The following is a 26519-nucleotide window of genomic DNA, read 5'->3' as shown; positions in this document are numbered from 1 at the left end:
GGGCTTCTCCTCGGTGGTCGACCACGTCGCCCGCGGACGCGGACGACACCGCCCATCGTCCGGGCGGGGGCAAACCCCGGCCGGGCTCAGCCCAGCGCGGCCGGCAGGGTCGCCGCCCAGGCCTCGCGGGCCTCGGCGACGGACACCGCGAAGGAGCCCTCGACGACGAGCTCGTCGCCGCCCGTGCGGCCGACGACCGCGGCCGGCACCTCGTGCACCGTCGCGCGGGCCAGCAGCTCGGTGAGGCCGTCGGCCGGCACGGAGACGAGCACGCGGCCGGTCGACTCCGCGAAGAGCGCCACGAACGGGTCCTCGTGGACCGCCGTCACGTCGACCGTCGCGCCGATGCCGCGGTGGAAGCTCGACTCGGCGAGCGCCTGCGCGAGCCCGCCGTCGGAGAGGTCGTGGGCCGAGCCGGCGACGCCGACGAGGTCCGCGAGCAGCCCCGCGAGCCGCTTCTCGCCCGCGAGGTCGACCTGCGGGGGCCGGCCGCCGAGGTGGCCGTGCACGACGTGCGCCCACTCCGAGCCCGACAGCTCCTCCCGGGTCTCGCCGAGCAGCACGAGCACCTCGCCCTCGGCGCCGAAGCCGGTCGGCGTACGACGGGTGACGTCCTCGATCACGCCCAGCACCGAGACCACCGGTGTCGGCAGGATGGCCGTCTCCCCGGTCTGGTTGTAGAGGCTGACGTTGCCGCCCGTGACGGGCACGCCCAGCTCGAGGCACGCGTCCTTCAGGCCGCGGCACGCCTCGGCGAACTGCCACATGACCGCCGGGTCCTCCGGCGAGCCGAAGTTGAGGCAGTCGGAGACCGCCAGCGGCACGGCGCCGCCGGTGGCGACGTTGCGGTAGGCCTCGGCCAGCGCGAGCTGCGCCCCGGCGTACGGGTCGAGCTTGGCGAAGCGGCCGTTGCAGTCGGTGGCGACCGCGACGCCGAGGTTGCTCTCCTCGTCGACGCGCACCATGCCGGAGTCGGCCGGCTGCGCGAGCACGGTGTTGCCGCGCACGTAGCGGTCGTACTGGTCGGTGATCCACGACTTGTCGCACAGGTTGGGCGAGGCGACGAGGCGCAGCAGCGTCTCCCGCAGCGCGTCGCCGCCCGCCGGTCGCTCGAGCGCCTCGGCGGCGTCGGCCTGCAGGCCGTCCTGCCACTCGGGGCGCGCGAACGGGCGCTCGTACGTCGGACCGTCGTGCGCGACCGAGCGCGGGGGCACGTCGACGACGCGCTGGCCGTGCCAGTCGATCTCCAGCCGGCCGGTGTCCGTGACCTCGCCGACGACCGTGGCCTCGACGTCCCACTTCGCGCAGATGGCGAGGAACGCCTCGACGTCGTCGGGCTCGACGACGGCCATCATCCGCTCCTGGCTCTCGCTCATGAGGATCTCCTCGGGAGCCAGGGTGGAGTCGCGCAGCAGCACCTGGTCGAGGTCGACGTGCATGCCACCGTCGCCGGCGCTCGCCAGCTCCGACGTCGCGCACGACAGGCCCGCCCCACCGAGGTCCTGGATGCCGGCGACCACGCCGGCCGCGAAGAGCTCGAGCGTGCACTCGATGAGCAGCTTCTCCATGAACGGGTCGCCGACCTGCACGCTCGGGCGCTTGGCCGGCCCGTCGGCGTCGAACGTCTCCGAGGCGAGCACCGAGACGCCGCCGATGCCGTCGCCGCCGGTGCGCGCGCCGTACAGGAGCACCTTGTTGCCCGTGCCGCTCGCGTTCGCGAGGTGGAGGTCCTCGTGGCGCAGCACGCCGACGCACAGCGCGTTGACGAGCGGGTTGCCGAGGTAGGTGGCGTCGAAGACGGCCTCGCCACCGATGTTGGGCAGGCCGAGGCAGTTGCCGTAGCCGCCGACGCCGGCCACGATCCCGGGCAGCACCCGGTGGGTGTCCTCGGCGTCGAGCGGGCCGAAGCGCAGCGGGTCCATCACGGCGACGGGGCGCGCGCCCATGGCGAGGATGTCGCGGACGATGCCGCCGACGCCGGTCGCGGCGCCCTGGTAGGGCTCGACGTACGACGGGTGGTTGTGCGACTCGACCTTGAAGGTCACCGCGTAGCCCTGGCCGATGTCGATGACGCCGGCGTTCTCGCCGATGCCCGCGAGCATCCGGCCGGCCCGCGTCTCCTGGGGGATCTCGGAGAACTGCTTGAGGTGCACCTTCGAGCTCTTGTAGGAGCAGTGCTCGCTCCACATGACGGAGTACATCGCCAGCTCGCTCGACGTGGGGCGGCGCCCGAGGATCTCGCGGATGCGGTGGTACTCGTCCTCCTTGAGGCCGAGGTCCGCCCACGGCTGGTCGCGGTCGGGGTCACCGGCCGCGCGCTCGACCGTGTCGAGGTTCTGCAGGGGCACGGCGGGGGCGGCAGCGTCCGTCACGGGCGGCATCGTATCGCCGCGCCTCCCCGCTCCCCGCCGCCGTCCCGCCGCAGCGGACGCGGACGGGCGGACAAGTCGGCGGCGCCGCCATGCATAGACGCGCGCGCACCTGGGAAAGGGAGGTCGCCGGTCCTCGGTGGGGGGGCGTCGCGGCAGGGCTCGGGGGGCCTTGCGACGCGCCTTCGACGGGGGTCCGGAATGCTACGTTGCCGAACGCACGGCTGCCGCCGCCCGCGTCCGATCCGAGGAGTCCTCGCATGTCGAACCCGTCCGATCCCTCTCCGCAGCAGGGTGGGTACCCCCAGCAGCCGCCGCCGGGCGCGCCGGGGTACGGCGCACCTCAGGGCCAGCCGGGCTACCCCCAGAACCAGCCCCAGGGTCAGCCCCAGGGGCAGCCGGGCGGGTACGGCCAGCAGCCCCCCGGCTACGGGCAGCAGCCCGGCTACGGCCAGCAGCCGCCGTACGGCCAGCCGGGCCCGCAGGGCTACGGCCAGCCCGGGTACGGGCAGCAGCCCTACGGCCAGCAGCCCGGCTACGGCGCGCCGTCCACCCCCGCCGTGCCCAAGGTCAACCCGCTGAAGGGCTGGCCGATCTCCGACTACGTCCGCGACGCCGGCGCGTTCCTCGCGCTCCTCGCGCCGCTGTGGATGCAGTGGGACGCGGACGACGACGGCCACGACCACTGGTGGGTCTGGATCTCCGTCATCATCGGCATCTTCTCGCTCGCGATCCCCTACCTCGCCAAGGCGCGGATCCTGCCGCTCGCCGGTCAGCAGGTGTTCCTGGCGAAGGCGGCCCTCCTCCTGCCGTTCGCCGGCAGCGTCGTCGCGGCGCTGGTCAACGAGCTCATCTCGGGCGGTGACGCGGCCGACGGCGGCATCGGCGTCGGCATCGCGATGGGTGTCGCGGGCGCCGTGCTCGCCCTCTCCCCCCGTGCCGCCCAGGAGACCGACGGCGCGCCCGCGCAGCCCTCGGACGGCCTGTGGTGGCGCGTCACGACAATCACCGCGTTCGTCGCCATCGGCCTCGCCGTGCTGACGACGCTCCTGTGGATCGTGAAGGGCCTCATCGACGAGGCGGACCTGTTCGCCTCCGTCCTCGGCTTCTTCGTCATCCTCCTGCTCTGGGTCGCGATCCCGCTCGTCTGCCTCGTGTGGCCGACGCTGGGCCTGCTCAAGCGCTCGGAGGAGTCGCGCCTGGTGCTCGCCACGATCGGCTTCACCGGCCTCGTGTGCGCGATGTTCACCGGAGACGGCGACGGCATCTTCGGCGCCATCCACGAGAAGTGGTTCTTCCCCGGCTCCAGCGTCCTCGTCCTCGGCGCCCTCGCCGCGCTGCTCGTGTCGCGCCCGGTCGTGCGGGCCACCCGCCCGCAGGAGCCCTTCTGGGGCTGGGTGGGCACCGCCAAGCTGGCGCTGCTGATCTCGGGCACCGTCATCGCCATCACCGTCGTCGCCACGCTCCTCGGCCTGATCGAGGACGACGCGTTCGGCGGCGGCACCGTGGTGCCGCTCGTGCTCGGCGTGATCGCCGCGGCGCTCGCCTTCATCCCGGCCCTCACGATGCTGTCCGACCCCCGCAAGGGCCGCCTCGTCGTGCTCGGCATGGCCGCCGGCGTCTTCGTGCTCGGCATCGTCTTCATCGCGGTCCTCAACGGCTCCGACGACGCCAGCCCCCAGGGCATCGCCGCGCAGCTGACCCACGCCATCGCCGGCGTCCCGGAGGACTTCCGCGGCGACGTCGAGCTCACCGGGTTCGTGCAGACCTTCTTCACCGTCTACCAGTCCGGCGCCTGGCTGGGCCTGCCGGTGCTGGCGATCGTGGCGCTGACCGTGCCGCCCGCCATCCGCAGCGTGCTCGGCTCGATCGTGCCGCAGAACACCGGCGCCCAGCAGCACGGCCAGCACGCCCAGCCGGGCTACGGCCAGCCGGGCCAGCAGTACGGCGCGCCCCAGGGCGGCTACGACCAGGGCGGTCACGGCCACCCCGGCCAGCAGTACGGGGCGCCGCAGGCCCAGCCGGGCCAGCAGTACGGCGCGCCGCAGGGCGGGTACGGGCAGGGCTACGGCCAGCCCGCGCCCGGCCAGCCCGCCCCCGGCCAGGGTGGCTACGGCCAGCCGGGCCAGCCGGGTCAGCCGGGCCAGCACCAGTACGGCGCGCCCCAGCCCGCCCCGGGCCAGGGTGGCTACGCCCAGCCCGGCCCGTACGGCGCGCCCCAGCCGGGCCAGCCGGGCCAGCCCGGTGAGGACGAGGCGACCGACCGCACGATGGTCCGCCCGCCCAACGACACGCAGCAGTTCTCGCGACCGCAGGACCCGCCGCAGCAGCCCTGACGCACCGCACGACCCCGACGCGGGCCGGCCGCACCACCACGACGTGGGGTGCGGCCGGCCCGCGTCCGTCGTACGGGGCGGGTGTCGGGGGTGCGACACGCGTCTCTCGCCGGGCGTACGACGACGGGGACCACCCCCATCCGGGAGACTGGCCCGGTGAGCGACCTCTTCTGGCCGGGTGACGAGCGGGCGGGTGCCCTCTTCACCGACGCTGCCCTCCTCGAGGGGATGGTGGCGATGGAGGCGGCGTGGTCGGCCGCGCTCGCCGCCCGCGGGCTCGCGCCCGCCGCCGCGGTGGTGAGCGCCGACGACCTGCTCGACGGGCTGACCCCCGACGACATGGCCGGGGTGGTGGTCGCGGCCGAGGCCGGCGGCGACCCGGTGGTGCCGCTGGTCGCGATGCTGCGCAACCGGCTGGTGGTGGCGGGACGGGACGAGGCCGCCCACTGGCTGCACCAGGGCCTGTCGGGCCAGGACGTGGTCGACACCGCCCTCATGATCTGCGCCGGCACGACGCTGCGGCGCCTCGAGATCGAGCTCGGCGTGCAGGTCACGGCGATCACGGCGCTGGCCGGCGCCCACCGCGGCACCCTCATGGTGGGCCGAACCGTCACGCAGCACGCCGTGCCCACGACCTTCGGGGCGCGCGCCGCCGGCTGGCTGGCCGGGGTGAAGGACGCGCGGGCCTCCGTCGCGTTCGCCCACTCGATCCTTCCCGCCCAGGTGGGCGGGACGGCCGGCACGCTGGCCGCGACCGTCGAGCTGGCCCGGCTCCGGGGTGTCCGCGACCCGGTCGACGTGGCGTCGAAGGTCGCCGCCGACGCCGCCGCGACCCTGGGCCTGCAGCCCTCGCCGCCCTGGTTCACGAGCCGCTTCCCGGTCACCCGCGTCGGCGACGCGCTCGCGACGACGTGCTCGGCGATGGGCCACGTCGCCGCCGACGTCGTGACCCTGACCCGCCCCGAGGTCGCCGAGGTTTCCGAGCCCGTGGCCCCGGGCCGCGGCGACTCCTCGACCACCCCGCACCAGCAGGTGCCCGTCCTCGCGACCCTGGTACGACGCGCCGCGATCACCGCCCCCGGGCTGGCCGCGACGCTGCACACGGCGGCCGGCCTGGCGAACGACGAGCGCTCCGACGGCGCGTGGCACGCCGAGTGGGCCACGCTGCGCGACCTGGCCCGCCGCACGGTGGTCGCGGCCTCCCACCTGTCCGAGCTCGTGTCCGGACTGCGCGTCGACGTGGTCACGATGGGCGAGCGCGTGCGGGCGGCCGAGGGCGTCCTGCGCGAGCGCGACGCGGTCCGGGTGCTGCTCGAGGGCGGCGACGGCTCGCCCGCCAGCGTCCCGGAGGAGGCGACCGGTGGCGGCGACCCCGCGTCGTACCTGGGGATCATCGACCCCGTCGTGGACCAGCGGATCAAGCCGTGAGCGTCCCGCACCTCGGCGCCACCGAGCTCGGCGCGCCCGGGCGCGGGCCCGTCCTGCTGCTGGGCCCGACGCTCGGCACCTCGGCCGTCACCGCGTGGGGCCCGTGCGCCGAGCTGCTCGCCGACGACTTCCACGTCGTCGCGTGGGACCTGCCCGGCCACGGCGCGAGCCCGGCGCCGGACGACGCCTTCACCGTCGCCGAGCTCGCGAGGGCCGTCCTCGCCCTCGCCGAGCGGCTGCTCGTGGCCCGCGGCGAGGGCAACGGCACGTTCGCGCACGCCGGCGTCGGCGTCGGCGGCGCGGTCGGCCTGCAGCTGCTCCTCGACGCGCCCGGCCGGGTGTCGTCGGTCGCGTCGCTGGGCGCGGCGGCACGGATGGGGACGCCCGACGGCTGGCAGGAGCGCGCCGCCATGGTGCGCGCCTTCGGCACGGAGACGATGGTGGAGGAGGCGGCGAAGCGCTGGTTCGCGCCGGGGTTCGCCGAGCGGGAGCCCGAGCGGGCGGGGGCGCTGCTGGCCGCGCTGCGCGGCGCGGACGCGCACGGGTACGCCGCGGTGTGCCGGGCCCTGGCCGCCCACGACCTGCGCGACCGGCTCGGCGGCGTGGCCGCGCCGCTGCTGGCCGTCGCGGGCGCGGACGACGAGACCGTCCCGCTGGCGGACGTCGAGGCGGTCGCGGCGGCCGTCCCGCACGGCCGCGCCGTGGTGCTCGACGACGTCGCCCACCTCGCGCCCGTCGAGGCCCCCGCGCTCGTCGCGGACCTCCTGCGCGACGCCCTGCTGAGCGGGCCCGTCGTCACCGAGTGGCAGCGCCGCGCGGTCGGGGCGACCGTGCGGCGCCAGGTGCTCGGCGACGTCCACGCCGACCGCCTCGAGGCTGCGACCACCCCCTTCACGGCCGACTTCGAGGACCTGGTCACGCAGTACGCCTGGGGCGGGGTGTGGAGCCGGCCCGGGCTGGACCGGCGTACCCGCGCGCTGGTCGGGCTCTCGGCGCTCGTGGCCAGCGGGGCCCACGACGAGCTCCCCGCGCACGTGCACGCCGCCCTGGGCAGCGGGGTCAGCGTCGAGGAGCTCGCCGAGGTGTTCCTGCAGAGCGCCGTCTACTGCGGCGTCCCCGCGGCCCGGGCCGCGTTCCGCGTGGCCCAGGACGCGTTGGCCGACGCCGGCGTCGAGCTCTGAGGCCTCAGTCGAGGCAGAACTCGTTGCCCTCGGGATCGGTCATGACGATGAACCCGTTGCTCGTCGGCGGGTCCGGCTCGTGCCGCTCCCGGCGCGTGGCGCCGAGGGCCACCAGACGCTCGCACTCCGCCTCGAGCGCGGCCATCCGCTCGTCGCCCTCGAGGCCGGGTGCGGCCCGCAGGTCGAGGTGCAGCCGGTTCTTGGCGGTCTTGCCCTCGGGCACGCGCTGGAAGTAGAACCGCGGGCCGGTCCCGTCGGGGTCGTGGCAGGCCGAGGCGTCGTTGCGGCGCTCCGCCGGCACCTGCCACGCGTCGAGCGCCTCCTCCCACGTGGCGAACCCGCCCGGCGGGGCGTCGCGCTCGTAGCCCACCGCCGCGCACCAGAAGGCGCTGAGGGCCGCCGGGTCGCCGCAGTCGAAGGTCACCTGGATCGTGCGCGCCACGGCGCACCTCCCGTCCTCGGGGACCGACGACGCCGCGGGCGCCAGTCGGCCGTGCGTCGCGCGGGTGCCGGGCCGTCCGTCGGGTCGGACGGGGGCAGCACCCCCGCCCACCGCGTGTACCGCTCCTCTGGGTCCATGGCCCCACCGTGGCAGGCCTGCAGGACTGTTCCGGTCCGCTATCCGTGGCAGGATCCCCGCATGGCCGACGGCACGACCCACCGCGTCCTGCGCCTCCTCGGCCTGCTGCAGGCGCGGCGCACCTGGACGGGACCCGAGCTGGCCGCCGAGCTGGGCGTGACCGACCGCTGCGTGCGCCGCGACGTCGCGCGGCTGCGCGAGCTCGGCTACCCGGTCAACGCCTCGCAGGGGGTGGGCGGTGGGTACCAGCTGGGTGCCGGTACGGCACTGCCCCCGCTGCTCCTCGACTCCGACGAGGCCATCGCGACGACGCTGTCGCTGCTCCTCGCCGCCGGCGGCACCGTCACCGGGGCGGCCGACGCGACCCTGCGCACGCTGGCGAAACTCGACCAGGTGCTGCCCCCGCGGCTGCGGGCGGAGGTCCGGGCGATCGCCGAGACCACGGCCATCCTCGACCGCGGCGGCACCGACGTGGACGGGGGCGACCTCATGCTGCTGGCCCGCGCCACGCGGGACCGCCTGCGGGTGCGCTTCGCCTACGAGCGGGCCGACGGCAGCCGCGCGGAGCGCGACGTCGAGCCCTCGGGGATCGTCGCGACCGGACGGTGGTGGTACCTCCTGGCCTGGGACACCGCGCGCGACGACTGGCGCACCTTCCGCGTCGACCGGCTCTCCGCGCTCGTCGTCACGACGTGGCGCTGCGCGCGGCCCGCCCACCCCGACCCCGCGGCGTACGTGCAGGGGGCGGTCACCACCGCGCCGTACCGGCACCGCGCCCGCGTCCGCGTCGCCCTGCCGCCGGAGCGGCTCCGCACGCTGGTCGGACCGGGTACGGCGAGCGTCGAGGCCGACGCCGAGCCCGGCTGGTCGCTCCTCGTCGCCGGCGCCGACGACCTCGACTGGATGGCGCTGCGGCTCGCCGAGATCGACGCGCCGCTCGAGGTGCTGGAGCCGCCGGAGCTGCGCACGACGGCCGCCCGGCTCGCGGAGCGGCTGCGGGCGATGGCGGGGTCAGCGGGCTGAGCCGCGCCCGCCGCGCCCGTCGCCGGGCAGCCACGGCCGGTCGCAGCCGTGCCACGCCGGCCGGCGCACCTCACGCACGCGACGGGCGTCGGGCTGCCGCGGCGCGGGGCACCGGGGCGCGACGGCGGCGGGCCGCCGGGCGCGGGGGCGACGCCGGTGGATCACGGCTGCGCCCCGTCCTCCGTGCCGGCGCCCTCGGCCCGGACCACCGCCGTACCGGCGCCGGACCCCTCGCCCGGCTCCGTGCCCACGACGCCCGTCGCCACGGCGGCGAGCACGGCGGCCGAGGCCGCCCAGCGGGAGGTGACGAGCACGGTACGGCGACGCCTCCGCCCGGCGGCACGCTGCGGGTCGGGGGTGGTGGGGTCGGTCATGCTCACCGAGGGTGCCGGGTGATCCTGAGGCGGCCCTGAGGCGCGGCTGTGCGGGTCAGCCGACCGGCGGACCGACGAGCAGCGCGACCCCGGTGAGGACGGCCACCGCGACGACGCCGGCACCGAGGCCCTGGAGCGGCTTGCGCACCAGCCAGGCGACGAGCTTCTCGCCGGGGCCCGCCGGGGCGGCGCCGCGCAGGCGCCACTGCTCGGGCAGCGCGCGGCGCTTCTCCATCGCGAGGTCGAACCAGACGGTGAAGAACGGCGGGATCGCCGCGGCGAGGCCGAGCAGCGTGCGCCCGACCGACCAGCGCGCGTCGACCGCCACGACGATCGTGGTGAGGACGTAGGCGATGAACGCGACGCCGTGCACCATGCCGCCGACGCTGACGACGGCCTCGGTCGTCTCCGTGACGTACTTCAGGAACATCCCGAACAGCAGCAGGGCCCACGTGCAGGCCTCGGCGACGGCGACGACTCGGAACAGGCGGCGGGGCGACATGGCCCGGAGTCTACGACGCTGTGTCGTAGATGGGCCAGGCGTGGGTGGGCCAGGTGCACGGATCGCGGCGATCGCGGTGTGAAGGGCCGATCCAGGGCTTCCCCGCGACCGATCGCCGCGATCCGGGTCAGGCGGCGGCGCGGTCGACCGCACGCCGTACGCACTCACGGACCCAGCCCGGGTGGAGCATGACCTGCCACCAGGTGAACCGCAGCACCAGCCACCCGTGGGCGACGAGCACCGTGTAGCGCCAGCAGTCGCGCTGGAACGCCTCCTTGTCGGAGTGGAACTCCCACGAGTCCGCCTCCAGCACGATGCGGCGTTCCCGATCGACGACATCGGGGTGCACGACCTCGGGGTCACCGCCGGTCAGCCCCAGTCCGCCCACCTCCACCCCGCCCTGGGGCACGGCGTCCAGTCCTGCCTCGAGCGCGATGCCGCGGAGCACGGACTCGAACGGGTTGGCCGCCAACGGCGAGGCGGCGGCGACCACCCGGCGTACGGCGGGCCCTCCCTTCCCGCGCACCTGGCGGGCCGCGCGGTCGAGGGCGTCGCGTTCCACCCCGTGACGGAGGGCCGAGTCGGCGACCGCCAGCGCGGTGGGGAAGGGGAGTCGGCGCCCGCAGTCGAGCACCGTGCGCACCGGGCTCGTGGCCGGCCCGTGCTCGCCGGCCAGGTCGGCGTAGAACAGCTCGACGCCCCCGGCCGGACCGAGCGCGTGGCGGCCGCGGTGGACCGTGACCCAGCACCGCTCGTCAGGCGGGACCTCCCAGCCGTGGTCCCGGGCGGCGCTCAGGTGCGAGAGGACACCCCGCAGGCGCGCCGCCTCACGGCGGTCGCGGTCGAGCACGGGCAGGCGGTAGACACTGCGGCGCACCTCGACGACGCGGCCGTCCGCGACGGCGGCCTGCAACCGGTGCCGGGTCGTGAGGGTCAGGAGGTCCGCCCGGGTCGCGACACCGCCGCGCACGCTCAGTGCCTCCACGGCGTCGAGACGGGGTTCGTCGGTCACACGGCGAGCCTGGTCAGCGCAGCGGCGACGCGCGACCTCTCCTCCACAAGCACGGATCGCGGCGATCAGGCGCGGAGGACACCTGCCGGAGGCGTCCGCGGGCCCGATCGCCGCGATCGGTGTCGGCGGGGGTCAGGCGAAGACGCGCTCGGCGAGCGAGGTGAAGAACCCCAGCCCGTCGGTGCCGGGGCCCGTCAGGGTCTCGACGGCGTGCTCGGGGTGCGGCATGAGGCCCACGACGTTGCCGGCGGCGTTGGTGACGCCGGCGATGGCGCGCTGCGAGCCGTTGGGGTCGGCGCCGAGGTAGCGCGCCACGACCTGGCCCTCGCCCTCGAGGCGGTCGAGCGTGGCCTCGTCGGCGACGAAGGAGCCCTCGCCGTTCTTCAGCACGACGGTGATCTCCTGGCCGACCTCGAACGCCGAGGTCCAGGCGGTGCTCGCGTTCTCGATGCGGAGGCGCTGGTCGCGGCAGACGAACTTCTGGTGGTTGTTGCGCACCAGGGCGCCGGGCAGCAGGTGGGACTCGCACAGCACCTGGAAGCCGTTGCAGATGCCGAGCACGGGCATGCCGCGCTCCGCCGCCTCGACGATCGTCGTCATCACGGGCGAGAACCGGGAGATCGCACCGCAGCGCAGGTAGTCGCCGTACGAGAAGCCGCCCGGGAGCACGACGGCGTCGACGCCCTGCAGGGACTCGTCGCCGTGCCACAGCGCGACCGCCTCGTTGCCGCCGATGCGCACGGCGCGCTGGGCGTCGACGTCGTCCAGCGAGCCGGGGAAGGTGACGACGCCGATCCTCATGCCTGGTCCTCCACGCGCACGGTGTAGTTCTCGATCACGGGGTTCGAGAGCAGCGTCTCGGCCGCCTTCTCGATGTCGGCGAGCACCGCGTCGGTCACCTCGGCGACCTCGAGCTCGAACCGCTTGCCCTGGCGCACCTCGGTGATGCCGGTGAAGCCGAGGCGCGGGAGCGCACCCGCGACGGCCTTGCCCTGCGGGTCGAGGATCTCGGGCTTGGGCATGACGTCGACGACCACACGGGCCACGGGGCGCTCCTCGGTTCACGGGATGGGGTGCGGGGGCGATTCTAGGCCGGACGGGCCCGATCCCCCGCAACCGGACCATCCCGTGGAGCCCCGCCCGCGCGCCTGCGGGGACACGCCCGGGAGGGGGTCGCGCCGCCCTCCCCCTGTGCGAGACTCGGCCGGGTCCTCGCCCCCGATCCAGGTGCTCCGACCGCTGCTCATGACGCCTCCCACCGTCACCCTCCCGCAGCCGGCCCGCCCGGCCGTGCCCCCGCGATCCCTCTCGGCCGACCCCCCTCCCGGGCCGGACGCCGGGAGCGCTCCGGGGGCTCCCGCGACCGTCGACGCCGCGACCGACGCCGCCCGCCCCCGCCGCGTCCGCGCGATCGACGGGCTGCGCGGCCTGGCCGTCGCGGCGGTCGTGGCCTACCACCTCCTCCCGGGCCACGTGCCGGGCGGCTACCTGGGCGTCGACGTCTTCTTCGTCATCTCCGGCTTCGTCATCACGGCCGCGCTGGTGCAGCAGCGCCGGGTCGAGGGCCGGGTGCGGCTGGCCCGCTTCTGGGTACGGCGGACCCAACGCCTCCTGCCCGCCCTCGGCACCCTGCTGCTCGTCGTCTCCGCCGGCGCCGCGCTCGTGGGGCCGTCGGTCAGCGGGCGCCTGCGCGAGCAGGTGCTCGCCGCGCTGACGTTCACCGGCAACTGGTTCCAGGCGCGCGCGGAGTTCTCCTACTTCGACCACACCGACCCGCCGCTGCTGCAGCACCTGTGGTCCCTGGCGGTCGAGGAGCAGTTCTACCTGGTGTGGCCGCTCGCGCTGCTGCTCCTGCTCCCGGTGGTGCGCCGGCCCCGCACCCGCGTGCTGGTCGTCGCGGCCGGGGCGCTCGCGAGCGCCGGCGCGATGGCGGTGCTCCACACCCCCGGCGAGGACCCGAGCCGCCTCTACTTCGGCACCGACACCCACGGCTTCGGCCTCCTGCTCGGCGCCGCCGCCGCGCTCGCGGTGCCCCTGCTCACGGGGACGCCGTCCTCGCCCCGCGTGGCGACCGTGCAGCGGGCGGTGACCTCGCCCGTCGTACCGGTCGTCGCGGCCCTCGGCGTCACCGCCGCGGTCGTGCGGCTGCCGGACGACCACGCGGTCGCCTACCAGGGCGGGATCGCGGCCGTCTCGGCGCTCACCGCACTGGTGCTCGTCGGCCTCGTGGTGCGCCGCGGCGGCCCGGTGCGCGCGGTGCTCGCCACCCGCCCGGTGGTGTGGCTGGGCGAGCGCAGCTACGGCGTCTACCTGTGGCACTGGCCGCTGCTCGTGCTGCTGCGCGGCGCGTTCCCCGACGCCCCGGCGTCGGTGCGGGCGGCGCTCGTCGTGGCCCTCACCCTGCTGGCCGCGACGCTGAGCTGGCGGTACGTCGAGCGGCCGGTGCTGCGGCACGGCTTCCGCGGGGCCGCCCGGCGGGCCTGGGCCGTGCTGGCCCGTGACCTGCGGGTGCGCGGCGGCGTGGCGGGCGCGGTGCTCCTCGCGCTGGTCGTCACGGCGGGCCACGGCCTGCGCACCGCCCCCGAGCGGGGCGAGGTCGAGGACCTCGTCCGCGCCGGCCAGGAGGCGCTCGCGGGGGCGGGCACGTCGGGCGGCAACCCGTCCGGCGCCGTGCCTCTGCCGCCGTCGCTGGCGGGGGCCACCCCCGCCGAGATGGGCGCGCAGACGGTCGTGATCGGCGACTCGGTGACGCTCGCGGCGGCCCCGGGCCTGCTCGCCGAGATGCCCGGCGTCGGGGTGGACGCGGCGGTGGGACGACAGCTCGCCGAGGCGCCCGCGATCATCCGTGCGCTGCGGGAGGCGGGCCGCCTGCGGCCCTACCTCGTCGTGGCGCTCGGCACGAACGGGGAGATCAGCACCGCCGACCTCGTCGGCGTGGTGCGGGAGATGGGCGAGGGCCGCCGGCTCGTGCTGGTGACGGCGCACGGCGAGCGCGACTGGATGCCGGGCGTCAACGCGACGCTGCACGCCTTCACGCAGGCGCACCCGTGGATCGGGCTGGCCCGCTGGGACGCGGCGGTACCCCGGGTCGCCGACTTCGCCGCCGACGGCATCCACCCCGGCGAGCAGGGCGGCACCGTCTGGGCCCGCACCGTCGCCGACACCCTCCGCGCCCTGCCCTGAGGTCGCCGGTCCGCGGGTCGGGGCCGGGTGCGACTGGGTCCGGGCGGGCACACTGGAGCCATGTCCCAGCCCGTGCCCCCGGTCGCCGCCGGCCTGCTGTCCCTCGAGTTCCCGCAGTCGCTGGCGGTGTACGACGACTACGCCGCCGCCCAGAAGGCGGTGGACTTCCTCTCCGACCGCGAGTTCCCGGTGCAGAACTGCATGATCGTCGGCACCGAGCTCAAGCAGGTCGAGCGCATCACGGGCCGCCGCACCTACCCGAAGGTGGCCGCCGCCGGCGCCGCCTCGGGCGTGTGGCTCGGCCTGTTCCTCGGCCTGCTCTTCTCGTTCTTCGTCGAGGAGGGCCTGCTGTCGATCCTGCTCTCGACGGTGCTGCTGGGCGTCGCCTTCAGCGTCGTCTGGGCGGTGCTGGGGTACGCCGCGACCGGCGGCCGCCGCGACTTCAGCTCCGTCAGCACCGTGGTGGCGACGAAGTACGAGGTGCTGGTCGAGCACAAGCACGCCGGGCAGGCCCGCGAGATCCTCGCGGAGCTGCCCGGCGCGCTGCCGAGCCCGTTCGCCTGAGCGCTCAGCCGAGCTCGCGCTTGAGGATCTTGCCGGTCGCCGTCATCGGCAGGGCCTTCACGATCTCGACCTGACGCGGGTACTTGTACGCCGCGAACTGCTCCTTGCCCCAGGCCACGAGCTCCTCGGGGGTCACGGAGGCGTCCTTCTCGAGGATCACGTACGCGCGGATCTCCTCGCCGTGGGACTCGTGGGGGACGCCGATGACCGCGGCCAGCGACACCGCCGGGTGGCTCATCAGCACCTCCTCGAGCTCGCGGGGGTACACGTTGTAGCCGCCGCGGATGATCATGTCCTTGGCGCGGTCGACGATGTAGTAGAAGCCGTCGGCGTCCTTCTTCGCGAGGTCGCCGGTGCGGAACCAACCGTCGTGGATGGCGTCGGCCGTCGCGTCGGGGCGCCCGTGGTAGCCCTTCATGACGTTGGGGCCCTTGATGGCGATCTCGCCCACGGCGTCGGGGTTCGCGGCGAGGTCGACGTCGGACCAGTCGGCGTTGATGAGCTTCATCTCGACGTCGGGGATCGGCACGCCGATCGAGCCCACGCGCGGCTCCTGGCCGTAGACGGAGAACGACGCCACCGGCGAGGTCTCCGACAGCCCGTAGCCCTCGAGGATCGTCGCGCCGAAGCGCTCCTGGAACGCCTTGTGCACCTCGACGGGCAGGGCCGACCCGCCCGCCACCGCCACGCGGAGGTTGGCCGCGATGGTCGCGACGTCGACCGACTCGTCGAGCGCGCCGAGCAGGCCCCAGTACATCGTGGGCACGCCGCCGAAGAAGGTCACCCGCTCCTTCAGCATCAGGCCCAGCGCCGGGGCGGCCTCGAAGCGGGGCAGCATGACGACCGTGCCGCCGTACGCGAACGCGCCGTTCTGGATGACGGTCTGGCCGAACGAGTGGAAGAGCGGCAGCACGCAGAGGTAGGTGTCGGGGTTCTCCGCGTCGGCCCCGAACAGCCGCTCGCCCGTGAGGGCGTTCGACAGCATGTTGGAGTGGCGCAGCTCCGCACCCTTGGGCTGACCCGTGGTGCCCGAGGTGTAGAGGATGACCGCCGTGTCCTCGTCGTCCGCGGCGTGCGACGCGAAGGTCGGCGCCTGGCCGGCCATCCCCTGGCCCAGCGTCTCCGTGCCCTCGATGGGCGACGGGGCGGCCGGATCGGCGGTGATGACGAAGAAGTGCTCGCAGGCGTCGGTGGCGTCGAAGCCGGCCTTGCCCTCGGTGCCCATCGGCAGCTCGGGGGTGCCCTGGAAGCAGAAGTAGGCCTTCGCGCCGGAGTCGCCGAGGTGGTAGGCGATCTCGCGCGACTTCAGCAGCACGTTGAGCGGCACCACGGTCGCGCCGGCCTTGAGGATGCCGTAGTACACGATCGAGAAGTACGGCAGGTTCGGGCAGGTCAGGGCCACCTTGTCGCCCGGGCCGATGCCCCGCGCGACCAGCAGGTTCGCGACCTGGTTGGCCGCGCCGTCGACCTGGGCGTAGGTCAGGCGGGTGTCGCCGAGCACGATGGCGTCACGGGTCGGGTAGCGCTGCGCGGATCCCTCCAGCAGGGAGGACAGGTTCGTCATGCGGCCCAACCTACTGGGAGGTAGTGAGCGCCGTCACTGCCCCCGGGCGAGCACCTTCGCCGCGCGTCGCAGGTCGGAGCGCAGGGCGGCCGGGGCGACGAGGCGCAGGGCCAGCGCGACGGGCTTGAACGGTCCCGGCACCTCGACGTGGGCGACGGCCCGGGCGTCCGTGCCGCCGTCGGTCCGCTCGACGTACGTCATCGCCAGCGTGGCGCGCACGGAGCGCCACGTGCCGCTCTCCACCCAGCGGTACGGCGGCTCGCTCGCCTCCACCCGCATCCGCGGCGCGATGCCGGGGACGGCGGTGACGTCGCGCCAGCTGCTGCCCGCCGCGCCCGGGTGGTCGCCGAGGGCCTCGACGTCCTCGACGCGGCGCAGGCTCGACTGCCACGCGGGCCGGTTCGCCGGGTCGGCGAGGTAGGCGTGGACCGCGTCGACGGGGGCCGCCACCGGCACGGTCACGTCGGCGATCAGCGCGAGGCGTCCCGCCACGTCAGAACCGCTCGCCGGTGAGGCGCTCGTACGCCTCGACGTACCGCGCGCGCGTCAGCGCCACGACCTCCGCGGGCAACGGCGGCGGCTGCTCCCCCGACGCCTTGTCCCAGCCCGACTCGGGACCCGTGAGCCAGTTGCGCACGACCTGCTTGTCGTACGACGGCTGCGTGCGGCCCGGCTGCCAGTCGTCGGCGGGCCAGTAGCGCGAGGAGTCCGGCGTCAGCACCTCGTCGGCGAGCACGATCGTGCCGCGCTCGCCCTCGCCGGCGGCGCGGCCGAACTCGAGCTTGGTGTCGGCGAGCAGGATGCCGCGCTCGCGCGCCAGCTCCTCCGCGCGGGCGTAGACCCGCAGCGTGAGGTCGCGCAGCGCGGCGGCGTCGTGCGCCCCGACGGTGGCCACCACCGCGTCGTACGACACGTTCTCGTCGTGGTCGCCGAGGTCGGCCTTCGTCGCGGGCGTGAAGATGGGCGCGGGCAGGCGCGAGCCGTCCTCGAGCCCGGCGGGCAGCCCGATGCCGCAGACCTCGCCGGTGGCGCGGTAGTCGGCGAGCCCCGAGCCCGTGAGGTAGCCGCGCGCCACGCACTCGACCGGGAACATCTCCAGGTCGGCGCAGATGACGGCGCGGCCCGCGACGGCGGCCGGCACGTCGGTGGAGACCACGTGGTGGGGCACCAGGTCGGCGAGCTGGTCGAACCACCACAGCGACATCCGCGTCAGGATCTCGCCCTTGTCGGGGATCGTGGAGGACAGCACGAAGTCGTACGCCGAGATCCGGTCGCTCGCGACCATGAGCAGGCGCCCGGCGTGCTCACCGGCGTCGATGCGGTAGAGGTCGCGGACCTTCCCGGAGTGGACGTGCGTGGCGCCCTCGATGACCGGGGCCGGCGGGATGTTCGCGATCACGAGGCCCGAGCCTAGTCCGCCGTCGGCGTGCCCCGCCCCGGGCGACCACCGGCCCGGCCGCGGCGCGACCAGGGCGCCGGACGCCCCTGCAGCCACCACTCGAGCCGGCGGGTGATCCACGGCAGGCCGAGGTAGACCATGAGCGGCGTCGCGACCAGCGTCTGCAGCAGCACGCGCCACGCCGGCGCCACGTCCGGCAGCCAGCGCGCCCCGGCCAGCGACAGCACGAGGCTGAGCGGCAGGAACACCACGAAGATCGACACCGCCTGCTTCCAGCGCGGCGGCGGGGCGGGCGGCAGGCCGGGGTAGGCCACGTCGTGGTGCTCCGGCGGGTCGAACCAGCCCTCGATGCCCGTCATGCGCTGCACCCGGAACTCCCCCACCAGTCCCTGCGCCGCCCCCAGCCACCAGCGCCGCTGCTCGGAGGCCTCCCAGGCCGCGAGCGCCTCGGCGTCGGCGAAGCGGTAGAGCATGTGCCAGGCCTCGTCGTCCTCCGCGGACCGCACGAACCCGTGGCCGAGGAAGCCCGGGAACTGCTCCGCCAGCGCCGTCCCGGCCCGGATCCACGCGGTCATCTCCGCGGAGCGGGCGGGGTCGACGTACCGCGTCGCGGCGACCGTCACCGGCTGCGGGGCTGCGGGTGCGCTCATGGCCGCCCATGCTCCCAGGGCCGGGCACGCCGTAGGCTCGCGGCATGTCGGTCGTGAAGATCAACGCCATCTCCGTGCCGCCGCAGGCCGGGGCCCAGCTCGAGGAGCGGTTCGCCGCCCGCGCCGGATCGGTGGAGGGCCAGCCCGGCTTCCTCGGCTTCCAGCTGCTGCGGCCCACCGCGGGCGAGACCCGCTACTTCGTCGTCACCCACTGGGCCGACGAGGAGTCGTTCGCCGCGTGGCGCGACGGCGACGCCCGGGCCGCGCACGCGACGCCGGAGGGCGAGGCGCCGCGCAAGCCCGTCGCCACCGGCGCCGACCTGCTCGAGTTCGAGGTCGTGCTGGACGTGGCGCCGAAGGGCTGAGGCCCCGGCGCCACGCGCCCGCACGGGTGGCGGCTCAGCAGCCGCCGCAGTTGTAGTAGGTGACGTCCCAGTGGCTGCCCTCGCGGGCGTACTCGTTGCCCGACCCGGAGCGGTAGAGCGCCGCCCCGTCGCTGCGCTGGCCCACGTAGGTGAACGTGCCCGTCACGTACGACGTGAGGCACGTCGTCAGGGCGAAGTCGAGCTTGTAGCCGTTGTAGTGCGAGTAGGTGCCGCCGGCGTGCCCGACCTCCGTGCCGCCGGTGACGGTCAGGGCGCAGCCCGTCGCGCTGCGCAGCGTGCGCGCGCCGTCGATCGTCGTCTGCCGCACCCCCTCGAGCGAGGTGCAGGTCGGCACGTTGCGATCGCTGCACCCGCCGGACGAGGAGATGGCGATGCCGGCCGACCTCAGCTGGGCGGCCGCGTCGGCGTGGCTGACGGCCGAGGCCGGCGGGGCGGAGGCGAGGGCCGCGCCGGCGGCGAGCACCGCCGTACCGAGGAGGGCGCCGAGGCGGCCGGTACGGCGGGCGCCGCGTCGGTCGGGCCGGGCGGGGGCAGGTCCGGGGGCAGGGGTGGTCGTGGTCGTGGATCCCGAGATGTCCATGACGCCCATTCGAACCTCGGCCGCGCGGGGGTGGCAACCCCCGCCGGGGTGGGCTCGGCCGGCGTCAGAGGATGTCGCCGGGCACGTACGCCGCGGCGTCGGGGTGGGCCTCGACGACCCGCTCGACCTTCGCGACGACCTCGGCCACCTGGGCGACGGCAGCGCCCGTGAACTCGATCGGGTCGGCCACCAGGCCGTCGATCTGCTCGCGGGTCAGCCCGAGGCGGGCGTCGGCCGCGAGCCGCTCGTACAGGTCGTTGACGGCCAGGCCCTGGCGCATCTCCAGCGCGACGCCGACCGCGTGCTCCTTGATGGCCTCGTGCGCGCTCTCGCGGCCCACGCCGTTGCGCACCGCGCTCATGAGGACCTTCGTGGTGGCGAGGAACGGCAGGTAGCGGTCGAGCTCGCGCTGGATGACCGCGGGGAAGGCGCCGAACTCGTCGAGCACGGTGAGGAACGTCTGGAACAGCCCGTCGGTGGCGAAGAAGGCATCGGGCAGGGCCACGCGTCGTACGACGGAGCAGGAGACGTCGCCCTCGTTCCACTGGTCGCCGGCGAGCTCGCCGACCATCGAGAGGTGGCCGCGCAGCACGACCGCGAGGCCGTTGACGCGTTCGCAGGAACGGGTGTTCATCTTGTGCGGCATCGCCGAGGAGCCGACCTGGCCCTCCTTGAAGCCCTCCGTCACCAGCTCGATGCCGGCCATGAGACGGATGGTGGTGGCCAGGTTGGACGGCGCGGCGACGAGCTGCACGAGGGCGGAGACGACCTCGAAGTCGAGCGAGCGCGGGTAGACCTGGCCGACGCTGGTGAGCACGTCCTCGAAGCCGAGGTGGGTGGCGACGCGGTCCTCGAGCTCGGCGAGCAGCGCGGGGTCGCCGCCGAGGAGGTCGAGCATGTCCTGCGCCGTGCCGACGGGGCCCTTGATGCCGCGCAGCGGGTAGCGCGCGAGCAGCTCCTCGACCCGGCGCACGGCGACGAGCAGCTCGTCGGCGATCGTCGCGAACCGCTTGCCGAGGGTGGTGGCCTGGGCCGCGACGTTGTGGGAGCGACCGGCCATGACCGTCGTCTCGTGCTCGGTGGCCAGCCGGGCGAGGCGGGCGAGCGCGGCGACGGCGCGGTCCCGCACCAGCTCGAGGGAGAGCCGCACCTGCAGCTGCTCGACGTTCTCGGTCAGGTCGCGCGAGGTCATGCCCTTGTGCACGTGCTCGTGGCCGGCCAGCGCGCAGAACTCCTCGATGCGGGCCTTCACGTCGTGGCGGGTCACGCGCTCCCGGGCCGCGATGGAGGCCAGGTCGACCTGGTCGACGACGGCCTCGTAGGCCTCGACGACGCCGTCCGGCACCTCGATGCCGAGGTCGCGCTGCGCCTTCAGGACCGCGATCCACAAGCGCCGCTCCAGCACGATCTTGTGCTCGGGGGACCAGATCGCGGCGAGGTCCGCCGCGGCGTACCGGGTGGCGAGGACGTTGGGCACGGATGCGCGGGTCACGCGCCCGATCCTCCCACGGGACCTCCGGCCCCCCACCTCTCGCCCGGTCGGGGGTGGCGGGGCGTGGGAGGAGGGGTCAGGATGGACGGAGGTCGCCGGGGACCCGCCCCCGGCGGCGTCTCGGCGCAGAGGAGTCCCCCCGTGCGGAAGTTCCTGACCGGCCTCGTCCTGTCCCTCTCCCTGGTCTCCGGGGCGTTCCTCGTCGCCCCACCCCCCGCGGTGGCGGCACCCACGACGACCCTGGCGTTCGTCCCCGCCACCGTCGCCGTCGGCCAGCAGGCGAAGGTCGAGGTCCGCTCGTCGTTCGTGCCGGTGCGCGGCAACTTCCGCCTCCAGGAGCTCCGCGGCTCGAGCTGGGTGACGGCGGCCGAGCTGCCGTCGTACCAGAACTACGGGTTCACCATCCCGGCGGGCAGCACCGTCGGCACCCGCACCTTCCGCGTCGCGGCGAAGGCGGACTCGCGCACCTGGGTGTTCAGCCGGAACACCACCCTCACCGTGGCGCGCGGCACGACGGCGCTCACCACGACCACCCCGCAGGTGCGCCCCGGCGGGACCATCGGCTTCGAGGCGCGCTCGTCGTTCGTGCCCGACGCCGGCTCGTTCCGCCTCCAGGAGCGGCGCAGCGGCGCGTGGACCGACGTGGCCGAGCTGCCGTCGTACCGCAACTACGGCTTCACCCGCCCCGCCGGCTCGACCGTCGGGGTGCGCACCTTCCGCACCGTCGCCACGGTGGGCGGCACCTGGGTGGGCAGCTCGTGGGCGAACGTCACGGTCGGGGACCCGGCCCCGCCGACGGACGACCTGACGGAGGCCCGCAACCGCATCGTGGCCGACACCAACGCCGCCCGCGCCGAGGCGGGGCTGCGTCCGCTGGGCCAGCTGGCCGGGGCCCACGACGTCGCCCAGGGCTGGGCCGCGCAGATGGCGCGCACCGGCCGGTTCGAGCACAACCCGGACTACGCCCGGCAGATGCCGGCGGGCTGGACGCGCGTCGCGGAGAACATCGCGTACGGCTACGGCGTGACCGGCGTCGTCGACGCGTGGATGGACAGCCCCGGCCACCGGGCCAACATCCTCGGCGACTTCACCCACATCGGCGTCGGCGTCGCGACCGACGCCAACGGTCGGCCCTACTACGTGCAGAACTTCGGGAAGTACTGACGCCCGGGGCAGCCGGGGCCGTCGGGGCTAGCCCTGCTCGGCGGCCCGGGCGGCGATGTCGGTGCGGTGCTGGGCGCCGTCGAAGCTGACGCGGCCGACGCCGTCGTACGCCGCCGCGCGGGCCCCGGCGAGCGAGTCGCCGACCGCGGTGACGGCGAGCACGCGGCCCCCGGCGGTGACGACGTCGGCGCCGTCGCGGGCGGTGCCGGCGTGGATGACGTGCACGCCGTCGACGGCCTCGGCGTCGGCGAGACCGCGGATGACGTCACCCGAGGAGGACGTCTCGGGGTAGCCGCCCGAGGCCAGGACGACGGCGACGGCGGCGCCGGGCTTCCAGCGCGGCGGCTCGACGTCGGCGAGCGTGCCGGTGGCCGCACCCATCAGCAGCGGGGAGAGCGGCGAGTCGAGCAGCGCCATCAGCGGCTGCGTCTCGGGGTCGCCGAAGCGGGCGTTGAACTCCACCACCCGGGTGCCGCGCGAGGTGAGCGCGAGGCCGGCGTAGAGCAGGCCGGAGAACGGGGTGCCCCGCCGGGCCATCTCGTCGACGGTCGGCTGCAGCACGTCGCGCAGCACCTCGTCGACGAGGTCCGCGGGCGCCCAGGCCAGCGGGGTGTAGGCACCCATGCCGCCCGTGTTGGGCCCCTCGTCGCCGTCGTGGATGCGCTTGAAGTCCTGCGCCGGCTGCAGCGGGTAGACCCGGTCGCCGTCGGTGATGGCGAAGAGCGAGACCTCGGGGCCGTCGAGGAACTCCTCGATGACGACCCGCTCGCACTGGGCGGCGTGGGCCAGCGCGGCGTCGCGGTCCTCGGTGACGACGACGCCCTTGCCGGCGGCGAGGCCGTCGTCCTTCACGACGTACGGCGCACCGAACTCGTCGAGGGCGGCCGCGGCCTCCTCGGGGGTCGTGCAGACGCGGGCCTGCGCGGTGGGCACCTCGGCGGCGGCCATGACCTCCTTCGCGAACGCCTTCGACCCCTCGAGGCGCGCGGCCTCGCCGGACGGCCCGAAGCACGCGATGCCGGCCTCGCGGACGGCGTCGGCCACGCCGGCGACGAGCGGCGCCTCGGGCCCGACGACGACGAGGTCGACGGCGAGACGCTGGGCCAGGGCGGCGACGGAGGCCGGGTCGAGGGGGTCGACGTCGTGGAGCGAGGCCACGGACGCGATGCCCGGGTTGCCCGGCGCGGCGTGCACCTCGGCGACCCCCGGGTCGAGGGAGAGGGCCCGGGCCAGCGCGTGCTCGCGCCCGCCGGTGCCGATGACCAGAACCTTGAGGGGGGTCGTCACGGGCGCCGATCCTAACGGCACCGGCGGCCGGGCGACGGGTGTGCCGGGGCCCGTGGGCGGGCAGGAAGGACGCATGCGCGCCTCCTCCCGTCGTACCCCCCGCCGCGGCGCGGTGCGGCTCCTCGCCCTCGCCATCCTCCTCGGGCTCCTCGCCACGGGCTGCGCCTCGGTCGACGAGGACGCGGTGGCGGCGCTCGAGGAGCTGGACGGCGTGGAGTACGCCGGCTCGAGCTGCGACCTGTCGGACTGCCGCATCGACGTGCGGGTCGACGGCGCCATCACGGCCGACGACCTCGAGGCCGTGCTGGTGGCCGGCCGCGGGACCGAGGTGGACGAGGTGCACGTCCGCCTCGACACCGACGAGGACGCCGACGAGCCCGCCGTGGCGGTGGCCCTGGACGATGAGAGCGACGAGGCGGCCGACGGCCGGATCGCGGCCCTGGCCGTGGCTGCACGCGACACCGCGGGCGTGGCGACCGCCCAGGTGGCCCACGGCGGCGAGGGCGCGGGGATCGAGCTGTCGACCGACGACGCCCGCCCCGTGTGGGACGTCGCCGAGGACCTCTGGACGCAGGTCGAGCCGCTCCCCACCCCGCGGCTGGTCGCCAGCGGCGGCAACGTCGACACCGGCGAGCGGAGCCGGCTCATCGCGGACGGCGAGCTGCCGGTCGCCGGGATAGAGCTGGTGCGCGCGCTCGAGGCGTCGGGCGCCCCGGGGTACACCGGCGCCCGCGTCGACGCCGACGGCGTGCTGGTCGGGGCGGGAGGGCTCGACGCGGTGACCGCCCTGGAGGCAGCAGTGGCCGCGGCGCCAGGGGCGGAGGAGGTCGACGTCGAGGTGGTCGTGGCCGACAACGTGCTGGCCTACCGCGGGGACGAGGCGGGCGGTCCGGGGTCGGGGGGTGCGAGCACCGCGCCCGACCGGGAGGACGCCACCGAGGAGGACCGCCGCGCGCTGCTCGCCGCCCTCGGGGCCGCGCCCGGGGTGTCCGCCGGGGTGGAGGGCGCCGTCGTGCAGGTGGGCGCGGACGACCTGGCGACCGCCGCCGACGCCGTCGACGCCGCGCGCGCCGCCGAACCCGACGTGGCCACCCGCGTGCCCGTCACCGTCGAGGTGGACGGGGACGTCGTCGAGCTCGGTACGGCGGGCAGCACCGACCTCGTGCGCCTCGCCGCCCTGCTGCGTGCCGACCCCGCGACGACCACGATCGAGATCGAGGCGAACGATCCCGAGGACGAGCTCGAGCCGCCGTACGACACCGAGGCCGACGTGCTCGTGGAGGTGGCCGCACCGGACCTCACCACCGGCGTCCGCTCGGTCGCCGCCGTCGTGGGGTCGTGGCCGGGTCAGGCGGAGTCGCTCTTCGTCGCCGTCACCGCCGTCGACCCGGAGGGCCGCTCCCCGTCGGTCCCCCTCCGCGTCGACCGCGAGGCCGGCACGTGGGTCGCCAGCGGCACGCGCGGCACCGAGGAGACCATCGCGACCGGCATCGCCGCGTGGGAGGCGGGCGTCGCGGGCCGGTAGGACGCCGCCCCGGCTCGCACGCCTCCGGTGGTTGAGGTGGCCCCGCCTCGCCGGTGGTTGAGGTGGCCGCCCCAGCGGCCCTCGAAACCACGCCGTTGTTCCCATGGTCGAGGTGGCCCCGCCTCGCCGGTGGTTGAGGTGGCCGCGCGCTGGGCCCGGTGGTTGAGGCCGCGCTGCTCCGGTGGTTGAGGTGGCCGCGCTAGCGGCCCTCGAAACCACGACCGGGGTCGACCGGCTCAGCGCGAACCCACTCTGACCTGCGAAAACTCGCCCTGTGGAGTAGTGCGCCGCACGGCCAGAACTGTCGGTGCTTCCTGGTGTGATGGGTCCATGACCGAGACCGCGCTGCACCCCCTCGCCGGGGTCGTCGCACGCGTCCACGAAGACCTCGACGACGGCTTCGAGCTCGGTCTGCTCACGCTGGGCCCGGCCGAGACGGGCGCCGCGATCGTCGAGCTCGAGCGGGCCGCGAACCGCCTCGCAGCGTTGCAGTCGCGGCTCCTGGCCCACGCCTCCGACGTGCGGGTCGAAGACGAGACGGGTGCGCCCTCGACGGCGGTGTGGTTCGCGACCGCCACCCGCGTCCCGCGCGCCGAGGCCCACCGCCGCGTCCGTGCCGCGGTCGCCACCGAGGAGCAGTACGACGCCCTCGCCGCCGCAGGCACCTCCGGCGCCGTTTCGCCCGGTCAGGTCGAGGTGGTGGTGCGGGCGCTGGACGACCTGGGCGAAGGCGTCACCGCGGAGATCAGGGCCGAGGCGGAACGCACGCTGGTCGGGTTCGCCCATCAGCACGACGCCAAAGCCCTCCGCGTGCTGGGCCGCCGGATCCTCGACGTCGTCGCCCCCGCCGTCGGGGAGGCGCGTGAGGCGGAGCTGCTGGCGCGCGAGGAGCGCGAGGCCGCCGCGAAGATCCGACTCACCATGCGCGAGGACGGCCACGGTTGCGTCCACGGCCGGTTCACGGTGCCGGAGATGCACGGCGCGATGTTCGCCAAGATGCTCGACGCCATCGCCTCGCCGCGGCGCGCTCACCTGCGTGATGAGGCCGCCGACGCCCCTGCCGACCCGCGCCCGTCGTGGGAGCGGCGCGGCCAAGCGTTCGTCGAGCTCATCGAGCGGATGCGCGACGCCGACCTCCCCGACGCAGCCGGCGCCGGCGCCACCGTCGTCGTCACCATGCAGGTCGACACCCTCACCGGCGGTCTCGCCGCGGCGTCGCTCGACACCGGGCACCGCATCTCACCCGGCGAGGCCCGCCGCCTCGCCTGCGGCGCCGATCTCGTCCCGGCGGTGCTGGGTACGAAGAGCGAGGTGCTGGACCTCGGCCGGTCGGCGCGGTTCCACAGCAAGCCCCAGCGCATCGCGATGATCCTGCGCGACCAGCGCTGCACCGCCGAAGATTGCGACGCACCACCCCACTGGTGCGAGGCCCACCACGACGACCCCTGGTCACGCGGCGGACACACCACCGTCGAACGCGGACGGCTGCTCTGCTGGCGCCACCACCGCGTCGCACACGACCCGACGTACCTCACCGAGACCCTCGGCACCGGCAAACTGCGGTTCACCCGGCGGAACTGAGCAGCCCGATTCGCCCGAGTCGTGGTTTCGAGGGCCGCTAGCGCGGCCACCTCAACCACCAGACAAGCGCGCCACGTCGAGCTCCGGGACCTCTTGGTGGTTGAGGTGGGTTGCTCCGGCAACCCCTCGAAACCACGCCCGGGTTCCCTCGTGGTTTCGAGGGCCGCTAGCTGTGATGTCCAGGGACGTTGGTCAGCCTGGTGATGGGTGGGTGGCCGCCGATGGCGGTGTGGGGCCGGTGGTGATTGTAGAAGTGCAGCCAGGTCTCGAGGGTGTCGTCGCGTTGCTGGGTTGAGGGGTAGTGGCGGGCGTAGGCCCAGCCGTCGGCGAGGGTGCGGT

Annotated in this window: 25 protein-coding genes; 10 read left to right on the top strand and 15 right to left on the bottom strand. The window is 75.2% G+C overall.

What is annotated here, in order from left to right; genetic code table 11:
* Window positions 1-86 precede the first annotated feature (86 nt).
* On the bottom strand, window positions 87-2372 hold the full coding sequence (gene purL, locus INN71_RS10640) for a phosphoribosylformylglycinamidine synthase subunit PurL (RefSeq protein ID WP_277498771.1): 2286 nt from the start codon (window positions 2370-2372) through the stop codon (window positions 87-89).
* A gap of 257 nt (window positions 2373-2629) precedes the next feature.
* Here purL and INN71_RS10635 point away from each other — a divergent pair, with 257 nt between their 5' ends.
* The 3 genes from INN71_RS10635 (at window position 2630) to INN71_RS10625 (ending at window position 7314) form a co-directional block, all read left to right on the top strand.
* On the top strand, window positions 2630-4705 hold the full coding sequence (locus tag INN71_RS10635; RefSeq protein WP_277498769.1) for a hypothetical protein: 2076 nt from the start codon (window positions 2630-2632) through the stop codon (window positions 4703-4705).
* Window positions 4706-4861: 156 nt separating this feature from the next.
* On the top strand, window positions 4862-6133 hold the full coding sequence (locus INN71_RS10630; protein ID WP_277498768.1) for a lyase family protein: 1272 nt from the start codon (window positions 4862-4864) through the stop codon (window positions 6131-6133).
* Window positions 6130-7314 (top strand): alpha/beta fold hydrolase, encoded by a 1185-nt coding sequence (locus INN71_RS10625; protein WP_277498767.1) that lies wholly within the window; start codon window positions 6130-6132, stop codon window positions 7312-7314. Before INN71_RS10630 ends, INN71_RS10625 begins: the two co-directional genes overlap by 4 nt.
* A gap of 4 nt (window positions 7315-7318) precedes the next feature.
* Here the strand turns inward: INN71_RS10625 and INN71_RS10620 are convergent, their stop codons facing one another.
* On the bottom strand, window positions 7319-7756 hold the full coding sequence (locus INN71_RS10620) for a VOC family protein (protein ID WP_277498766.1): 438 nt from the start codon (window positions 7754-7756) through the stop codon (window positions 7319-7321).
* Between the two features lie 198 nt (window positions 7757-7954).
* Between INN71_RS10620 and INN71_RS10615 the strand changes: the two genes are divergently transcribed.
* Window positions 7955-8917, top strand: a complete 963-nt coding sequence (locus INN71_RS10615) for a YafY family protein (RefSeq protein WP_277498764.1) — start codon at window positions 7955-7957, stop codon at window positions 8915-8917.
* A 161-nt stretch (window positions 8918-9078) separates the two neighbouring features.
* On the opposite strand, the gene INN71_RS10610 is transcribed toward INN71_RS10615, so the two are convergent.
* The 5 genes from INN71_RS10610 to purS form a co-directional block, all read right to left on the bottom strand.
* Window positions 9079-9291, bottom strand: a complete 213-nt coding sequence (locus INN71_RS10610) for a hypothetical protein (RefSeq protein ID WP_277501205.1) — start codon at window positions 9289-9291, stop codon at window positions 9079-9081.
* 55 nt (window positions 9292-9346) lie between these two features.
* The gene (locus INN71_RS10605; RefSeq protein WP_277501206.1) at window positions 9347-9793 is read right to left on the bottom strand and encodes a DUF3817 domain-containing protein; all 447 of its coding nucleotides are present in this window, start codon (window positions 9791-9793) and stop codon (window positions 9347-9349) included.
* A 127-nt stretch (window positions 9794-9920) separates the two neighbouring features.
* Window positions 9921-10805, bottom strand: coding sequence for a hypothetical protein (locus INN71_RS10600; protein ID WP_277501207.1), 885 nt, complete (start codon window positions 10803-10805; stop codon window positions 9921-9923).
* A 132-nt stretch (window positions 10806-10937) separates the two neighbouring features.
* Window positions 10938-11606 carry a phosphoribosylformylglycinamidine synthase subunit PurQ gene (gene purQ / locus INN71_RS10595; protein WP_277501208.1) on the bottom strand — a complete coding sequence of 223 codons (669 nt, stop codon included), beginning with the start codon at window positions 11604-11606 and terminating at the stop codon, window positions 10938-10940.
* A complete protein-coding gene (gene purS / locus INN71_RS10590) occupies window positions 11603-11851 on the bottom strand; it encodes a phosphoribosylformylglycinamidine synthase subunit PurS (RefSeq protein WP_277501209.1) in 249 nt (82 codons plus the stop codon). Before purS ends, purQ begins: the two co-directional genes overlap by 4 nt.
* Window positions 11852-12050: 199 nt before the next feature.
* Here purS and INN71_RS10585 point away from each other — a divergent pair, with 199 nt between their 5' ends.
* Both INN71_RS10585 and INN71_RS10580 read left to right on the top strand, forming a co-directional pair.
* On the top strand, window positions 12051-13988 hold the full coding sequence (locus INN71_RS10585) for an acyltransferase family protein (protein WP_277501210.1): 1938 nt from the start codon (window positions 12051-12053) through the stop codon (window positions 13986-13988).
* Window positions 13989-14048: 60 nt separating this feature from the next.
* Window positions 14049-14552, top strand: a complete 504-nt coding sequence (locus INN71_RS10580; protein WP_277501211.1) for a general stress protein — start codon at window positions 14049-14051, stop codon at window positions 14550-14552.
* 4 nt (window positions 14553-14556) lie between these two features.
* Here INN71_RS10580 and INN71_RS10575 read toward each other — a convergent pair whose 3' ends face one another.
* The 4 genes from INN71_RS10575 to INN71_RS10560 are packed head-to-tail and all read right to left on the bottom strand — an operon-like array spanning window position 14557 to window position 18165.
* The gene (locus INN71_RS10575) at window positions 14557-16116 is read right to left on the bottom strand and encodes a long-chain fatty acid--CoA ligase (protein WP_277501212.1); all 1560 of its coding nucleotides are present in this window, start codon (window positions 16114-16116) and stop codon (window positions 14557-14559) included.
* 33 nt (window positions 16117-16149) lie between these two features.
* Complete coding sequence (locus tag INN71_RS10570; protein ID WP_277501213.1) at window positions 16150-16608, bottom strand: SRPBCC family protein; 459 nt, start codon at window positions 16606-16608, stop codon at window positions 16150-16152.
* Between the two features lies 1 nt (window position 16609).
* The gene (locus INN71_RS10565; RefSeq protein ID WP_277501226.1) at window positions 16610-17512 is read right to left on the bottom strand and encodes a phosphoribosylaminoimidazolesuccinocarboxamide synthase; all 903 of its coding nucleotides are present in this window, start codon (window positions 17510-17512) and stop codon (window positions 16610-16612) included.
* Window positions 17513-17526: 14 nt separating this feature from the next.
* A complete protein-coding gene (locus INN71_RS10560) occupies window positions 17527-18165 on the bottom strand; it encodes an antibiotic biosynthesis monooxygenase (protein ID WP_277501214.1) in 639 nt (212 codons plus the stop codon).
* 44 nt (window positions 18166-18209) lie between these two features.
* Here INN71_RS10560 and INN71_RS10555 point away from each other — a divergent pair, with 44 nt between their 5' ends.
* The gene (locus tag INN71_RS10555) at window positions 18210-18530 is read left to right on the top strand and encodes an antibiotic biosynthesis monooxygenase (RefSeq protein ID WP_277501217.1); all 321 of its coding nucleotides are present in this window, start codon (window positions 18210-18212) and stop codon (window positions 18528-18530) included.
* Between the two features lie 34 nt (window positions 18531-18564).
* On the opposite strand, the gene INN71_RS10550 is transcribed toward INN71_RS10555, so the two are convergent.
* Window positions 18565-19131, bottom strand: a complete 567-nt coding sequence (locus INN71_RS10550; protein ID WP_301800282.1) for a hypothetical protein — start codon at window positions 19129-19131, stop codon at window positions 18565-18567.
* Window positions 19132-19195: 64 nt separating this feature from the next.
* Window positions 19196-20623, bottom strand: coding sequence for an adenylosuccinate lyase (gene purB, locus INN71_RS10545; RefSeq protein WP_277501220.1), 1428 nt, complete (start codon window positions 20621-20623; stop codon window positions 19196-19198).
* Between the two features lie 141 nt (window positions 20624-20764).
* On the opposite strand from purB, the gene INN71_RS10540 reads away from it, so the two are divergent.
* The gene (locus tag INN71_RS10540) at window positions 20765-21787 is read left to right on the top strand and encodes a CAP domain-containing protein (RefSeq protein WP_277501221.1); all 1023 of its coding nucleotides are present in this window, start codon (window positions 20765-20767) and stop codon (window positions 21785-21787) included.
* A 27-nt stretch (window positions 21788-21814) separates the two neighbouring features.
* On the opposite strand, the gene purD is transcribed toward INN71_RS10540, so the two are convergent.
* Entirely contained in the window at window positions 21815-23074 is a 1260-nt protein-coding gene (purD, locus tag INN71_RS10535; protein ID WP_277501222.1) for a phosphoribosylamine--glycine ligase, read from the bottom strand.
* Between the two features lie 73 nt (window positions 23075-23147).
* Between purD and INN71_RS10530 the strand changes: the two genes are divergently transcribed.
* Window positions 23148-24599 (top strand): hypothetical protein, encoded by a 1452-nt coding sequence (locus tag INN71_RS10530; protein ID WP_277501223.1) that lies wholly within the window; start codon window positions 23148-23150, stop codon window positions 24597-24599.
* Between the two features lie 330 nt (window positions 24600-24929).
* Window positions 24930-26180, top strand: a complete 1251-nt coding sequence (locus INN71_RS10525; RefSeq protein WP_277501225.1) for an HNH endonuclease signature motif containing protein — start codon at window positions 24930-24932, stop codon at window positions 26178-26180.
* 166 nt (window positions 26181-26346) lie between these two features.
* On the opposite strand, the gene INN71_RS10520 is transcribed toward INN71_RS10525, so the two are convergent.
* Window positions 26347-26519, bottom strand: a 173-nt coding sequence (locus INN71_RS10520) for an integrase core domain-containing protein (protein ID WP_277501228.1), incomplete at its 5' end; no start/stop codon positions are given.

Source organism: Nocardioides sp. ChNu-153 (assembly GCF_030466625.1).
Classification (GTDB): Bacteria; Actinomycetota; Actinomycetes; order Propionibacteriales; family Nocardioidaceae; genus Nocardioides.
Note: the sequence above shows the minus strand (reverse complement) of the source record. Positions and strands in the feature narration are given on the sequence as shown.